Here is a 15,580-nt window from a genome sequence, read left to right as displayed (position 1 = left end):
TTGAAGGGTCCTTTCCGAACCAGTCTGGGAGGTTGGTGCCTTTGTTGCACCCTTTATCGCTCCATTCCGGCATGGACGACAAACGAGTAATCCCGATAGGATGCATCAGCTGATTTTGTGCATAAGGGGCTGTGATGGATAAGCGACTGCCGCCGTTGAATGCGCTCCGCACCTTTGAATCGGCGGCAAGGCACCTCTCCTTCACCAAGGCGGCGGATGAACTGGCCGTGACGCAGGCCGCTGTGTCCTATCAGATCCGCCAGTTGGAAGAGCATATCGGGCGGGAGCTGTTCCGCCGCCTGACACGCAAGCTGGAACTGACCCCGGCAGGGATTGAGTTACAGGCGGCGGTGGAGGATGCGTTCGACCGTATCCGCGCCACCATGCATAAGCTGACCGATGCAGCGGAAGACAAGGTCCTGTCGGTGACGACCCTGCCCACCTTCGCCTCCCACTGGCTGGTGCCGCGCCTGGGGCATTTTCAGCTGCGGCGGCCTGATCTGGCGGTACGGCTGGACAGTTCGGTGGGGTTGGGCGATCTGAACCATCAATTCGATGTCGCTATCCGCTCCGGCCTGGGGCAATGGCCCGGCATGGTGGCGGAACGGCTGGTTGAATACCGGCTGACCCCGGTGATCAGCCCCATTCTGGCCGACCGGATGGGGGGCATCCGGCATCCGTCCGATCTGGCCCGGCTGCCGCTGCTAGATTACAACCATATTGAGGATATTCGCTATTGGCATCAATGGTTTGCCATGGCGGATGTAGCGGTTGATGGCATGCGCAGCGGTCCGCAATATGACATGCAGGCCATCACCGGACAGGCGGCGGTGATGGGGCAGGGGGTGGCACTAGTCTGCCCCGCCTTCTTCGCCGCGGATATCGCGTCGGGCCGGCTGCTGGTGCCTTTTCCCGATCTCGTGCTGGTCACCGACCGGTCCTATTGGCTGGTCTGTTCTCAGCGGCGCGTGGATGAACCGAAGATCAAAGCCTTCCGCGACTGGATATTGTCAGAGGTCAGCGCCTGCGAGGGGCAATGCGGGTCTTTGGGAGGCATCTTGAATGTGGCGCTTGCCGGACCCCGTCTGGCGGCGGTTGGTGGCTGATCCGTCACTCCACACTCCGCCAGCCCATGCAGGCGGCAGTGCGGGCGACCAGGATTCCGGCCAGAGCACCGGCGGCAGCCGGTAGCATGGCAACGGCAGCGGCAATCATCCCGCGTTCCAGCACCGGCATGGAACTGCCGGGCGGGGGGTAGGCCATCAGATGCGCCAGCAATACCCCCCCCGCCAAGCCCAGAACGCCGAAAACGGCCAGGCGCGGCAGGAACAGGGCCAGCATAAAGGCCGACGCGGCCAGGATGGCCAGCGTACCGGACAGCGTATCGGCGGTCAGGTCCCAAAGACCGGCGCAGGCCCCCAGAAGGGCCGCCAGGCTGGAAAGGACCAGGATCTTCGTCGTGAAATTCATGGCACCGCCACCTTGTCATTTACAGAGCCGGAACCCCGGCGCCGATGAGATCAAGATGGTGGGCGATTAAGGCGAAAGCCGGTCAAGCACCGGGCGACGAAGGGGCGGGGTGGCGGATTTGCCGTGACCCCACCCCTGTCACCGGACTTGTCACAGGCGTGATGCGCCTTACTCTGCGGCCACGATATTCCGAAGCGCCGGCGTGAACATCGCCACCTTGGGCGGTGGCCGGTCGGCCATCATGCCCTGTTCATTATCCGCCCGTTGCATGGCGGCACGGGTCAGGTCGGCATGTTCACGGACCAGATTGCGCAGCACGGCCCAATGACGGCGGATGCTGTCCTCCACCTCCCGCAGGCGCATGTCGGGCTTGGCAGGTTCTGCCGTGATGGCGGCAAGAATTTCCGCCAGACCCACATCTGACTTGGCGTCGTCCAGCAGGCGCAGGCCGGCGGGCAACCCATCAAAGCTCCCGGAAGCCTTGGCTTCCTTGGGCTTTGCAAATAGGCCACCCGATTTGGTGGCGCCTGGACGGTGTAGTCGGTCGTGCATATCAGACCCTCCCGGTGAAAAGGATGGGGAGGGATAAGCAAGCCATGTGCCGGTTTTTATTGGGAAAATTCTGCCGGGTATGGAGGGGGTCAGCGCCGCCCGAACAGCCGCTCAATATCGCCCAGTTTCAGTTCCACATAGGTTGGGCGGCCATGGTTGCACTGGCCGGAATGGGGCGTGGCTTCCATCTGGCGCAGCAGGGCGTTCATTTCATCGACATTCATGGGCCGGCCCGCCCGCACACTGCCATGGCAGGCCATGCGGGAGCAGATGGCATCCAGCTTTTCCTTCAGCGCGTGGGCGTCGCCCATCTCTGCCAATTCGTCGGCGATATCCTTGATCAGGCCGCGCACATCGGCCCGCACCCCCAGCATGGCTGGCACCTCCCGCACCACGATGGCGCCCGACCCGAAGCTTTCCAGGACCAGCCCCATCTCCGCCAGTTCGTCGGCGCGTTCACCCACCCGTTCGGCATCGGCGGGGTCCAGTTCCACCACCTCGGGGATCAGCAGGCCCTGGCGCTTCACCCCGCCGCCCAGCATCTCCTTCTTCATGCGCTCATAGACCAGCCGTTCATGGGCTGCGTGCTGATCCACGATGACGATGCCGTTTTCGGTCTGCGCCACGATATAGGTGGCGTGAAGCTGCGCACGCGCGGCGCCCAGGGGAAAGCTGGGCGGGGTGGCGGCGATGGCATCGGCCTCTTCCGCGCGGGCCGCCGGGGCGAAGCCCTGCGGGGGGGGCGTCATCGGCTGCGGCGCCTGGAACTGCCACGCCGCCTCTGCCATTTCCCGGTTCACGGGCGGCGGCGCATGATGGGTCTGGGCATAGGGCGGGGGCGCTGACGGGCGCTGCGGTTCCCATAGCAGACTGGTCTGCGGTGCCACGCGCGGGGTCAAGCTGGCCAGCGTGTCGGCTGCCACGGTGGTGCTGGCGCGGTGGCCGGCGGCGGCCAGGGCATGCTTCAACGCGCCGACGATCAGGCCCCGGATCAGGTCCTGATCACGGAACCGCACCTCGGTCTTGGCTGGATGCACGTTCACATCCACGTCATGCGGGTTCAGCGACAAGAACAGGGCCAGCACGGGGTGCCGGTCACGCGCCAGGAAATCGGCGTAGGCCCCGCGTACAGCCCCCACCATCAGCCGGTCCTTCACGGGACGGCCATTGACGAACAGATACTGTCCGGCGGCGGTGGGCTTGTTATAGGTGGGCAGGCCGATATGCCCGACCAACCGCACGCCGGCCCGTTCCGCATTGACCGGGATGGCATTCTCCTGAAACTCTCGTCCCAGGACGGCACCCAGGCGTGACAGGCGTGCTGCCTCTTCCTCCCCGCTATTGGACGTCAGGCGAACAGGTGTCCGCCCCTCATCAGTCACGGTGAAAGCGACATGCGGATGGGCCATGGCGAGGCGTTCGACGACATCGATCGCATGCTGGCTTTCCGTGCGGCTGCCTTTCAGGAATTTCAAGCGGGCCGGCGTGGCAAAGAACAGGTCCCGCACCTCCACCCGCGTGCCCAGTCCGCCGGGGGCGGGGCCGACGGGATGGACGCTGCCGCCTTCCACCAGAATGGCGCTGGCATGATCGGCACCTTCGGTGCGGCTAGTGATGGTCAGGCGGCTGACGGCACCGATGGAGGGCAGGGCCTCACCCCGGAAACCCAGGGTACGGATATCGGTCAGGTCGCCATCGGGCAGCTTTGACGTGGCGTGCCGTTCGACAGCCAATGACAACTGCTCCGGGTCCATGCCACAGCCATCGTCGGCGACGGACAGCAGGGCCTTGCCGCCATCGCGCAGGGTGACATCAATGCGCCGCGCCCCGGCATCCAGTGCATTCTCAACCAGTTCCTTCACGGCGGCGGCAGGACGCTCCACCACCTCACCGGCGGCGATCTGGTTGACGAGATTATCGGGGAGGCGGCGGATGATCGGCATCGGGTGGTCATAGCACTGATGGGGGGTGCACGCCAAGACAGCCACAAGTTATGGCACCTTAAACCCCACCACCTCCGCCATCTGCTCCCGCTTAACCTTCGTGCCCGACAGGCGCGCGCCGGTCAGGTCCGTTTCCTTCAAGTCGGCCAGCAGCAAATTGGCGAAGGACAGATCGGCGCCCGCGAAATTGGCCTTTACCAGCCGCGCCCCCGACAGATTGGCATAGCGTAGCCGGGCGCCCGCCAGTTCGGAACGCACAAAGCGGGTGGCGTCGATCTTCAGATAGCCGAGATTGGCCTCCGACAGGTTGGCATTGCCCAACTGCGCGTCGGTCAGGTTGATGCCACGCAGGTCGCAACCAGAGAGGTTGGCCCCGCGCAGGTCGGCACCCGCCAGATTGCCCACCTGGATCTGCGCCGACGACAGATCCATGCCATAGAGAATGACCCCGGGCGCGTGCAGACGAGTCAGGCAGGCATGGGACAGGCTGCCGGCGGTGCGCAGATCATAGCCAGTCAGGTCCAGAGCCAGCCCCGCCTGTCCTGCCGTGCCCACCCATTCGGCATGCAGCTTCAGCATCTCTTCCAGTGGGCGGGGCAAGGCGCTGGCCGGTTTGCCCGCGGGCTTGTCGGTTAGGGCGCCGGCCATGTCGGCGCCTGCCATTTCCGTCATCATCAGGACCGCACCGGTCAGCACCGCGCCTTTCAGGCTGGCGCCGCGCACATCGGCACCCGACATGTCGGCGCCTTCCAGGATGGCGCCGTCCAGCGTGGCGTTACGCAGATTGGCGCGCACCAGCTTGGTCCCGCGCATCACGGCATCCGTGAAGTCCGTATGCTGGGCGATGGCACCCGACATCTTGGCCTGGGACAGGTTGGCATGGGCCAGCTTGGCACCCTGCATGTCGGCGGGACTGGCATCGCTTTCCACCACCACCATTTTCAGGCTGCCATCGGCAGCACGTTCGGCCAGTGAGCCGTCACGCAGATCGGCGCTGACAAGATTGGCGCCGGTCAGGTCGGCACCGCGCAGGCTGGCCCCGCGCAGATCAACCTTCACCATGGAGGCACCGGTCAGGTTTGCCTCCCGCAGGTCGGCGGCGAACAGGGTGCAGCAATCCAGATTGGCCCCGGCCATATTGGCGCGGCGCAGGATGCAACCGGTCAGATCGGCATGAGCCAGATCACGGCCCGCCAGGTTCAATCCCGTCAGGTCGTAATTGGTCAGGACCGCGCGGGCGCCGCCCATGCGGGCATTGCGAAACATCTCATGCCGCTTCAGCAGCGCGTCGAGTTGTTCCTGCGTCGCCTTGTAAAGCGGTCGCTGTTCGACCAACGCTTCTCTCCCTGACCCTTCTGATTTCACTCAAGTTGAGCCACCATGCACGGGTCGTTGCAAAGGAATAATGAACACCGGCTGATTTGTGCGGGCTTTGTATCAGCGGTCTATGGTTGTCACAGGGCTGTGGTTTCGTTCCGGTCCCGTGGGCGCCGGATCAGTGCCACCAGGGCGTAGGAGATCAGCATCAGCAGATACCAGGACCCGAATTTGGCGAACGACACCATGGTCCAGCCCTGCTTCTGGCTGGGATAGATCCAGGCACCTGCGAAGGTGCCCAGGTTCTCCGCGAACCATATGAACAGAGCGACGAGCGCGAATCCAAGCAGAAGCGGCATGCGCCGATCCACATCCCACACCCGGAAATAGACCCAGCAGCGCCCGAACAACAGGGCCGCCAGCGCGAACAGGCCCCAGCGCAGGTCCCACCAGTAATGGTGCAGGAAGAAGTTCGTATAGATGCATGCTGCCAGCAGCAGCACAGACCATAGCGGCGGATGATGGCTGAACCGGAAATCGAACAACCGCCAGACCCGCGCGATATAAGAACCAACGGCGGCATACATGAAGCCCGTGAACAGGGGCACACCACCGATGCGCAGGTAGCTCTCCTCCGGATAGACCCAGGACCCCACCGCCGTCTTGAATATCTCCATGCCCGTTCCGACCAAATGGAAGATCAGGATGACCAGCGCCTCCTCCTTGGTCTCCAACCGGAACCGGATCAGCGCCACCTGCAGCGCGAGCGCCGCCAGTGTCAGGAAATCATAGCGGGGCAGGGCGGCATCACGGGGGTAGAGCAGCCAAGTACCCAGCAGCAGGACCAGCATCAAGCCGCCATAGAGGCAGGCCCAGGCCTGCTTCACCCCGAAGCGCAGGAACTCATAGCATCCCGCCGACCAGGGGCCGCGCACCCTTGCGGCTTCGCCCAAGGCGGCTTCACGTGCGATGAACCGGGTCAGCAGCGGCCAGTCGCGCGTCGCGCTGGGCGTATGGGGTTTCAGCATAGGGTACGCCGGCGAGAGGTTGAGACGGCGTTCTGACAGGAGGGCGCGGCAGAAAGATGGCGTTATCCCTCTACCACGCCGGGTGTGCTGTGACCTGTCAGCCCTTACCCCACCTTGCCCCCATTCACCACACCGATCAGGCCCGCCGTGCTGGAATCGTGCGACTTTGCACCTTCGCCCTCCAATTCGGGCAGGATGACCTTGGCAAGCTGCTTGCCCAGTTCCACGCCCCACTGGTCGAAGCTGTTGATGTTCCAGATGATGCCCTGCACGAAGACCTTGTGTTCATAGAGCGCCACCAGCATGCCCAGGCGGTAGGGGTCGAGCTGATCGACCAGGATCGTATTGGTGGGGCGGTTGCCGGTGAAAATCTTGTGCGGCAGCAGGGCGTCCAGTGCGGCGCCCGACTTGCCTTCCTTGGACAGTTCGGCCCGCACCTCATCGGCATTCTTGCCGCGCATCAGGGCTTCGGTCTGGGCCAGCGTGTTGGACAGCAGCATGGCATGGTGCCGGCCTGTCGGGTTCTGGCTGTTGATCGGAGCGATGAAATCGCAGGGGATCAGGTGCGTGCCCTGGTGGATCAGCTGATAGAACGCATGCTGACCATTGGTACCCGGCTCGCCGAAAATGATGGGGCCGGTGGCGTAATCCACGCTGTTGCCCTGGCGGTCCACCGACTTGCCGTTGCTTTCCATATCCAGCTGCTGGAGATAGGCGGGCAGGCGGGCCAGATATTGGTCATAGGGCAGCACAGCATGGGCGGCGGCCCCGAAGAAATTACCATACCAGACGCCCAGCAGGCCCATGATGACGGGCATATTCTTGGCCAGGGGTGCCGTGCGGAAATGTTCGTCCATCGCATGGGCGCCGGCCAGCAGCTCCCCGAACTTTTCCGGTCCCACCATAAGGGCGATGGGCAGGCCGATGGAGGACCACAGGCTGTAGCGCCCGCCGACCCAGTCCCAGAAGCCGAACATATTGTCGGTGTCGATACCGAACTTCGCCACCTCGGTCGCGTTGGTCGATACGGCCACGAAATGCTTGGCTACATCATCGGCGCTGCCGCCATTGGCCAGGAACCAGTCGCGCGCCGTAAGCGCGTTGGCGAGCGTTTCCTGGGTCGTGAAGGTCTTGGACGCGATGATGAACAGGGTGGTGGCCGGATCGACGCGCTTCAACACCTCGGCAATATGGGTGCCGTCGACATTGGAGACGAAATGCGCCGCCAGATGCGGGTGGTGCCATGGCGTCAGGGCCTGGGTCACCATCACGGGGCCCAGGTCGGAGCCACCGATGCCGATATTCACGATATCGGTGATGGCCTGCCCGTCAAAGCCGCGCCATTCGCCGTCGCGCACCTTGTGGCAGAAGGCGTACATGCGGGCCAGCACCTCATGGACGCCCGGCATCACATCCTGCCCATCCACCAAAATGGGGCGGTCGACGCGGTTGCGAAGGGCGACATGCAGGACGGCGCGATCCTCGGTGATGTTGATGCGTTCGCCCCGGAACATGGCGTCACGCATCTCTTCCAGGTTCTGCTGATAGGCCAGGTCAACCAGCAGGGACAGTGTCTCATCCGTGACGCGGTTCTTGGCGTAATCCAGCATCATGCCGTCAAAGGCGATGCGGTAGCGGTCGAAGCGACCGGGATCGGTGGCGAACATGTCGCGCATCGACACCCCGTCCAGGGCGGAACGATGCGCGGCAAGTGCCTGCCAGGCGGGGGATTGGGTCAGGGCGGACATGGGCTTTCTCTCCGGCCGAACGCTGAAACTCTGTTTCAGATTGATAGCATGAAGGGCGCTGTCCACAAGGCGCAAACCGTGCTGATTTAGCCCAGGACAGCGATTTTTCGGGGTCACATTGATGTTATGGCGGTAAAGGGCGGTCAGCTTGAATTATGTAACATCGCTACATAACCGATCCTGCCCTTCCAATGGATCAGAAGGCTTCCGGGTCCCCTTCAAAGGGGCTGGGGGCGCTGACGCGATAGCCCTTGTCCTGGTTGAAGCGCATGCTGGCCTTGGCAGTGGCCATCTTCTCGCTGGCTGCCCACACCATATAGCGGCGCCCGGCTTTCCAGGATTGGATCACCTCGTCCGGGGCGTTTCGGGCCAGGGCGTTGAAGTCCGGGTGGCTGATCTGAAACACGAAGGCGGTGTCGCCCATGTTTTTACGCTCATCAAAGACGTAAATCTGCGACTCGCCCATCCGTTCGCGTTCCGCCTGCTGCTCTCCCTGCTCAATGGCGTGGTTCAGCCGCTCCAGTTCCTGGCGCATCTGCCGTTCCTCGCGCCGCAGTGACAAGGTCGTGCCTGCCTGTTCGCGTGTGGCCCGGCTGACGCTGGCAACACGGGTCTGCTGGCCTTGATGCATCTTGTGGGCCCGGCGCAGGCGTTTACGGGTATGGGCGACCATCTGCAGGGCGACCACGCCTCCGCCCAGAATGCCGAACCAGATCGGAAGGCTGGCGAAAAGTGCGCTCAGCATGTCTCAGCCACCCCGTTCCTGTGCAACCGCTTCCAGTTCGGCACTCTCCAGTGCCGTTAGGTCCTCCTCACCGTCACCCTGGGGTTCGGCGATGGAGGCGATGAAGAAGCCGGTGGCCGGCGGAAAGGACTTCTCCACCATCAGCTTGGCATCGCCGATAGTGGGGGCCCAGATGGTCGCCTGCTGTGTACGCGACCAGGCGCGGGACAGGAACGGATGTTCCTTCTGGTCCATCTGCGCGCGCTGAACATGCCGGTTGACGATATTGGCGATGAACTTGCGGGCGGGCCGCTCCGTCCGCAAAAAGGCATCTTCTTCGCCCAGGACGCGCATCAGCTGTGACCGGGCCATCTTCAGGTCCAGGATCTTCTTGTTGACCATGTAATGGCGGCGGCGCGCTGATTTCAGTTCGGCATCCAGCTTGGCCAGCCGTGGAAGCATCTTGTCTTTGCGCGATTGCAGTCTCTGACCCAGGATGCCCAGCTTCTGCAACCGCCCATCCAACCCGACATCCGCCTGGCGTTTGCGCACAGCATTCTCGGCGGCGCTGGCGATCCCAGTACCGATGACATAGGCAAGGCCAGAGATCACAAAGAAGGCGATCACGGCTTCGGTCAGTTTTTCAAGCATGCTTGATGGTACCGGTTCCCCAGCAACGGCGAAAACCGCCGTCGTTATTATAGTGTGAAGGCCGCAGGGTGCGGAAGGTTTTGTTACCCGGCGAAGCCGGTGTCCCCCGGTGGACAGCAAAAGAAAACCCGCCAGCCCAGGGCGGGCGGCGGGTTCAAGGCGGGGTCGTCGGCGGAATGGGAAAAGGGATGGAACCCATCCGGCCACTGAACGGGGAACGGTCAGTAGGTGGAAGGTACCCCCGTCCTTCACCCCTTCGCTGTGACCCGTGTCACGCTGTGCGCAAATCGATCAATTCGCCATGCATGGCGCAGGCCGGCACCGTGAACTCCACGATAGCGCGGGCCGTATCGGCGGGCGTTGGCAGGGTTGCCGCATCCTCACCGGGGAAGGCCTTGGCCCGCAGGCCTGTGGAGACGGGGCCCGGATCGACCAGATTGATTCGCAGATTGGTGTTCAGCGTTTCCGCCGCCCAGGTGCGGGCCATCATGTCCAGTGCCGCTTTGGCCGCCGCATAGGCAGACCAGTAGGCGGTGGGTTCACGGCCCACCCGGTCGGTCAGGAAGACCGCGCGGCCCGCATCCGACAGGCGCAGCAGCGGGTCGGTGGTGCGGATCAGGCGCATGGCGGCGGCGATCGACACGCCCATGACACGATCCCAGTCCTTGGGATCGGAATGGGCGATGGGACCCAGCGTACCCAGCTGCGCCGCAGCATGGACCATGATGTCCAAACGGCCAAACCGCTCATAAAGGGCGGGGCCCAGACTATCCAGCTTGGCGCTGTCCATCAGATCCTGCGGGATGATGGTCGCGGCCCCACCCAATGCCTTGATCCGGTCATCCAGTTCCTCCAGCGCGCCCAGCGTGCGGGCCAGCAGGACGACATGGGCGCCTTCGCGCGCCAGTTGCTCGGCCACGGCGGCACCGATACCGCGTGAGGCACCCGTCACCAGGGCGACGCGGCCGGTCAGGCGCGGGGAGGGAAGGGGGGGGGAACCGGTCATGGCGGGTCTCTGAAGAATTCCGTTCGGGAGGCGTGCTTAGCGCATTCGGGCGCGGCGGGAAAGCGGCGGATCGCCGCTCTGTTTATCGTCAGTATCATTCCGCATTCGATATGAAAAAGGGGAGGTGCCGAAACACCTCCCCTATTCATTGCGACAGCGGAACAAGCCTTACGACTTGCGGCTCCACCAACCGCGCTTGGGCTTCTCCACCGTCGGGTTCACCTCGGTGGCCAGCTCAGCCGGCGTCGGGGCCGGTGCAGCTTCCTCCACCGGTGCGGCGGCGGGGGCGGCCTCGGCGGCCACTTCCGTCACGGTCTCAACAGGTGCGGCTTCGGCCTCTGCCACCTTCTTGCGGGGACGCGATGCCCGCTTCTTCGGTGTCGCGGCTTCGTCCACCGGTGCGGCGGGGGCTTCCTCGACCACGACGGGGGCTTCGACAGCGGCGGGAACCTCTGCCGGTGCCGCGTCGGCTTCCGCAACCTTCTTGCGGCTGCGGGTCGCACGCTTCTTCGGTGCCGTAGCTTCCTCCGCTGGTGCAGCGGCTTCCTCGGTCACGACAGGAGCGGCTTCGACAGCGGCAGGTGCCTCAACCGGGGCTTCGGCGGGTGCCGCCTCGGCTTCCGCAACCTTCTTGCGGCTGCGTGTGGCGCGCTTCTTCGGTGCCGGAGCTTCCTCTGCCGGGGCGGCAGGGGCTTCTTCGGTCACTGCGGGAGCAGCTTCTGCAACCGGCTCGGCAGCGGGTGCTGCTGCTTCGGCGACAACCGGTGCCTCGTCGGCACCCTGTTCATCGCCTTCGCCATCATCCTCGCCCTCATCGCCGGCGCCATCGGTCACGCCATCTTCGCCACGGCGGCCACGGCGGCGACCACCACGCTTGCCACGACGACGCTTCTTGGCGCGGGCCGCCTCATCATCCTCGCCAGCGGCGGGAGCGGTGGTGTCACCTTCGGCAACAACCTCGGCTTGGACGGCTTCACCTTCGGCAGGAGCATCACCCTCCTCACCATCGGCCTCGTCGTCTCCCTCGCTGTCACCGGCCTCCGGCGAACTGCCATTCTCGCCGCGCTCACCACGGCGGCGGCGACGGCGGCGGCGGCGGCCACGACCGTCACGGTCGCCATCGCGGTCACCACGGCCTTCGGTACGAACCTGAGGCTTGGCTTCCTCTTCCTCGCCCTCGGCATCGATCTCTGTGGCTTCGGCCTCGACCTCTGCTTCTTCGATCTCGATGGCGCGTTCGGTCTGGGCCATCACGCGCTCGGCGCTGACCGGTGCGGCGGCGACAATGTCGTCGGCGGCAGTGCGCGCGCGGATACGGTCAATCTGATGGCTGGGGCCGATCAGATTGTCATCACCCTGCAGGTAGACGCGCAGGCCGTGGCGCCGCTCGATATCCGCCAGCGCCTCGCGCTTGTGGTTGAGGATATAGAGCGTGACATGGCTGGCGCAGGTGACGGTGATTTCTGCTGACCGCTTGCGGATACCCTCTTCCTCGACCGCGCGCAGCACGGCCAGGGCAGCGCTTTCCAGGCTGCGGACCATGCCGGTGCCCTGGCAATGTGGGCAGCGTTCGAAGTTGATTTCCTGCAAGGACGGGCGCAGACGCTGCCGCGACAGTTCCAGCAGACCGAAGGCGGAGATGCGCCCCAGCTGAATGCGCGCGCGATCCGCCTTCATCGCGTCCTTTACACGCTTTTCAACGGCGGAATTGTTGCGCGGGTCTTCCATGTCGATGAAATCGACAACGACCAGACCGGCCAGATCGCGCAGGCGCAGCTGACGGGCCACTTCCTCAGCGGCTTCCAGATTGGTGCGCAGTGCCGTCTCTTCGATATTGCGTTCCTTGGTGGAGCGGCCCGAATTGACGTCAATGGCGACCAGCGCTTCGGTCTGGTTGATAACGATGTAGCCGCCCGAACGCAGCTGTACAATCGGGTTGAACATCGTCTCAATGGCGCCTTCCACCTGGAACCGGTGGTAGAGCGGGATTGAGGGATCGTTATAAAGTTGGATCTTCTTGGCGTGGCTGGGCATCAGCATACGCATGAAGTCCTTGGCCACGCGGAAGCCAGCCTCACCCTCGACATGCACTTCGTCAATGTCGCTGGAATAAAGGTCGCGGATGGTGCGCTTGATGAGGTTCGCTTCCTCATAGATCAGCGCCGGCGCGACGGATTGCAGCGTCGTCTCGCGGATGCTGTCCCACAGGCGCATCAGATATTCAAGATCGCGGCGGATTTCCGGCTTCGACCGCTCGATGCCCGCGGTGCGCAGGATGACCGACATGCCCGACGGAATGTCGAAATCCTCCAGCATCTCCTTCAGGCGCTTGCGGTCGGCCGGGTTGGTGATCTTGCGGCTGATGCCGCCGCCACGCGGCGTGTTGGGCATCAGAACGGCATAGCGGCCAGGCAGCGACAGATAGGTCGTCAGGGCAGCGCCCTTATTCCCACGTTCTTCCTTCGTCACCTGCACCAGCAGGATCTGGCGGCGCTTGATAACTTCCTGAATCTTGTAAGATTTCAGCGGGCGGCGGCGCTGCTGCTGCGGCTGCCGCTCTTCCACTTCTTCCTCAACGCTCTCGTCATTGCTTTCGGTCTGTGCAGCCTGCGGACGATAGCGGCGGGAACGTTCCCGGCCACGGCCCGACGAATGCACAAACGGTGAGCCGGCTTCACCGGCATCGGCGGTTTCGCCATCGGCATCGCCGCCGGCATGTTCCTCATCCGCCGGCACGCCTTCGGCGTCGCCGGTTTCCACCACATCATGGCCGTCATCGACGCCTACCGGCTCGCCGGCATCGTCTGCCACGATGGGGGCCGGGGCGGCGCCGCCGATTTCCTCGGGCGGCGGGGCGGGAGGCGCATCCTCGACATGGCCATTATCGTCCAGGTCTTCGCCCCGTTCGGCACGGGCCTCCCGCTCTTCCGCCAGTTCCTGCTGTTCGCGCAGGAGTGCCTCACGGTCGGCGACCGGGATCCGGTAATAGTCGGGATGGATTTCAGAGAAGGCCAGAAAGCCGTGGCGGTTGCCGCCATATTCAACGAACGCCGCCTGAAGTGACGGTTCAACCCGGATAACACGGGCGAGGTAGATATTGCCCTTAAGCTGTTTCCTGGAGGCGATCTCGAAATCAAGCTCTTCCAGGCGGTTACCATTAACCACGACAACCCGGGTTTCCTCCGGATGCGTGGCATCGACAAGCATACGCTTGGCCATATGTCTTCCCCGTGGCAAGGGCGACCGCCCTTCCGCGCGACGGGACGGAAGACGGACCCTGCCACCATTGCGGTGAGGGACCTGTCGGTACCGGCGTTTTGGGTCCTCAAACAGCGCCCGCCGCCATTATCCCATATGGGAAGCAGGGGGGAGCAGCCAGGATGGACCAACGCTGATGCCGGGCCTGTACCGGATGAACCGGACTGGCCAGCCCCAAGGTTTCCACTACACCGCACCCCGTTGGGGTCGAACCCGTGAGGCGTCACATCCTGGGGGCGGCTCGGGCCGGCGTCACAGCCGGCGGCGGGGTCCCCAGGGCGACGCCAAAGCCCGTTTCAGGGCCCTGGCGAGGCGCGGTCTGTCGCGGTTGTCACCATAAACACTCCGCCCCCCATTCCACAATGGGAGAATTGCCAAAAGCGCATTTGGTCATGCTGGTCACGGGCTTGTCGGCATGTTTGGGGGGCGGCATTGAGTCGGTGGATTATGATAGGCGTTGAAGTCACTGATTCGCCGTGCTTATAGTGTTGATGAAACCGAATACCATGACCGATTCGCCCAAGGGGGAAGGGCCGCTTGTCGCAGAAGGGGGCAATCCAGTCCATGGCCGTGGAGACGGCGTTGGTGGCGCGTGCGCTGCTGGCGATTGGTTTGTTGTGTCTGCTGTGGACGGCGACGGGTGCCGCGGTGGCGCAGACACCGGTGCAGACCGCCTCCGTCGCGTCCGCCCGCATGATGCCGGAACCCGCCCGCATCGGGGCCGCCCGGCTGGGGGATCATGGTAACAAGACGCGTTTCGTTCTGGAACTGACGCGCGAAGCACCCTTCACCATTCTGCCCGATGCCAGTGGTGTGGCGGTGGAGATGGAGGCGGCATTGGATGCCGCCCTGCCGCCGGCCAAGGGTCTGGTCAAATCCGTTTCGGTACGGCCCGGCGCCAAGACGGGGCATCTGCGCCTGATCCTGGCAACCACCGGCCCGGTCAGGGTGCAGTTGGCGGAAATCATTCCGCCGCGTGACGGCATGCCCCCGCGTTTCGTTATGGATCTGGCGGCGGGTAAGGCCGGGCCGGGTGCCGTTCTGACCCCCGCCAGCATGATGAACCCGCCGGTGCCGAAGGAAAAGCCGAAGCCACCCTTGCCTATGATCGTCATCGATCCTGGTCATGGTGGTCAGGACCCCGGTGCCGTTGCGGTCAGTGGCGCCTATGAAAAGGATATTACCCTGGCTATGGCCAAGGAGGTGCGTCGGCAACTCCTGGCTACCGGTCGTTACCGTGTCGCCCTGACCCGCGACAAGGATGTGTTCATCCCCTTGCGCGACCGTCCGGCCCTGGCGCGGGCCAAGGGGGCGGACCTGTTCATTTCGCTCCATGCCGACAGCATCACGGGCCGGCAGGTGCGTGGCCTTTCCATCTATACCCTGTCGGAAAAGGCATCTGACCGTGAAGCAGAGATGTTGGCCCAGCGTGAGAACCAGTCCGATGCCATTGTCGGTATGGACCTGTCGGTGCAGTCCGCAGACATCGCCAATATTCTGATCGGCATGTCGCAGCGGGACACGATGAACCAGTCGCGGCGCTTCGCCTCTCTGGTCCTGAAGAATCTTGATCCCAATGTCGCCGTTCTTCCCGGCCCGCTTCGGTCCGCGGGCTTTGCCGTGCTGACGGCGCCCGACGTGCCGGCCATCCTGGTGGAGATGGGGTATCTGTCGCACAGCCAGGATGCCAAGTTGCTGGGCAGCGATACGCACCGCAAACGCATGGCGGGTTCACTGCTGCGTGCCGTGGATAGCTACTTTACCGGCAACGCGGTGCCGCCGCGGTCATGACCGCGACATAATCAGCGTCATCTTGTACTAATGGCCAAACGGTACCCGTCCGTCGCGGGCGCTGGCACTTATCTATTTGGTCCCGTCCGGGG

General features: G+C 63.9%; 12 protein-coding genes. 2 read left to right on the top strand and 10 right to left on the bottom strand.

Annotation, left to right across the window (positions count from 1 at the left end; genetic code table 11):
• Window positions 1-134 precede the first annotated feature (134 nt).
• Window positions 135-1,106, top strand: a complete 972-nt coding sequence (gene gcvA / locus C0V82_RS05095) for a transcriptional regulator GcvA (RefSeq protein WP_102111394.1) — start codon at window positions 135-137, stop codon at window positions 1,104-1,106.
• Window positions 1,107-1,110: 4 nt separating this feature from the next.
• Here gcvA and C0V82_RS05090 read toward each other — a convergent pair whose 3' ends face one another.
• The 10 genes from C0V82_RS05090 to C0V82_RS05045 all read right to left on the bottom strand — a co-directional run bounded on the left by C0V82_RS05090 (window position 1,111) and on the right by C0V82_RS05045 (window position 13,658).
• Window positions 1,111-1,470 carry a hypothetical protein gene (locus C0V82_RS05090; protein WP_102111393.1) on the bottom strand — a complete coding sequence of 120 codons (360 nt, stop codon included), beginning with the start codon at window positions 1,468-1,470 and terminating at the stop codon, window positions 1,111-1,113.
• 168 nt (window positions 1,471-1,638) lie between these two features.
• Window positions 1,639-2,022: a hypothetical protein gene (locus tag C0V82_RS05085; RefSeq protein ID WP_158659734.1), complete on the bottom strand. Its 384-nt coding sequence runs from the start codon at window positions 2,020-2,022 to the stop codon at window positions 1,639-1,641.
• 89 nt (window positions 2,023-2,111) lie between these two features.
• Entirely contained in the window at window positions 2,112-3,965 is a 1,854-nt protein-coding gene (gene mutL, locus C0V82_RS05080; protein WP_102111391.1) for a DNA mismatch repair endonuclease MutL, read from the bottom strand.
• Window positions 3,966-4,013: 48 nt separating this feature from the next.
• Entirely contained in the window at window positions 4,014-5,300 is a 1,287-nt protein-coding gene (locus C0V82_RS05075) for a pentapeptide repeat-containing protein (RefSeq protein ID WP_245924166.1), read from the bottom strand.
• A gap of 119 nt (window positions 5,301-5,419) precedes the next feature.
• On the bottom strand, window positions 5,420-6,310 hold the full coding sequence (locus C0V82_RS05070; RefSeq protein WP_102111390.1) for a DUF817 domain-containing protein: 891 nt from the start codon (window positions 6,308-6,310) through the stop codon (window positions 5,420-5,422).
• Window positions 6,311-6,414: 104 nt separating this feature from the next.
• Window positions 6,415-8,058, bottom strand: coding sequence for a glucose-6-phosphate isomerase (gene pgi, locus C0V82_RS05065; protein ID WP_102111389.1), 1,644 nt, complete (start codon window positions 8,056-8,058; stop codon window positions 6,415-6,417).
• A gap of 196 nt (window positions 8,059-8,254) precedes the next feature.
• A complete protein-coding gene (locus tag C0V82_RS05060) occupies window positions 8,255-8,803 on the bottom strand; it encodes a hypothetical protein (protein WP_102111388.1) in 549 nt (182 codons plus the stop codon).
• A gap of 3 nt (window positions 8,804-8,806) precedes the next feature.
• Window positions 8,807-9,433, bottom strand: coding sequence for a hypothetical protein (locus tag C0V82_RS05055; protein WP_102111387.1), 627 nt, complete (start codon window positions 9,431-9,433; stop codon window positions 8,807-8,809).
• Between the two features lie 271 nt (window positions 9,434-9,704).
• Entirely contained in the window at window positions 9,705-10,439 is a 735-nt protein-coding gene (locus tag C0V82_RS05050; RefSeq protein WP_102111386.1) for an SDR family NAD(P)-dependent oxidoreductase, read from the bottom strand.
• A 168-nt stretch (window positions 10,440-10,607) separates the two neighbouring features.
• Window positions 10,608-13,658 (bottom strand): Rne/Rng family ribonuclease, encoded by a 3,051-nt coding sequence (locus C0V82_RS05045; protein WP_102111385.1) that lies wholly within the window; start codon window positions 13,656-13,658, stop codon window positions 10,608-10,610.
• A 576-nt stretch (window positions 13,659-14,234) separates the two neighbouring features.
• Between C0V82_RS05045 and C0V82_RS05040 the strand changes: the two genes are divergently transcribed.
• On the top strand, window positions 14,235-15,488 hold the full coding sequence (locus tag C0V82_RS05040) for an N-acetylmuramoyl-L-alanine amidase family protein (protein ID WP_158659733.1): 1,254 nt from the start codon (window positions 14,235-14,237) through the stop codon (window positions 15,486-15,488).
• Window positions 15,489-15,580: the final 92 nt, after the last annotated feature.

Origin of the sequence: Niveispirillum cyanobacteriorum (assembly GCF_002868735.1) — a bacterium.
In the GTDB taxonomy this organism is placed as follows: Bacteria; Pseudomonadota; Alphaproteobacteria; order Azospirillales; family Azospirillaceae; genus Niveispirillum; species Niveispirillum cyanobacteriorum.
Note: the sequence above shows the minus strand (reverse complement) of the source record. Positions and strands in the feature narration are given on the sequence as shown.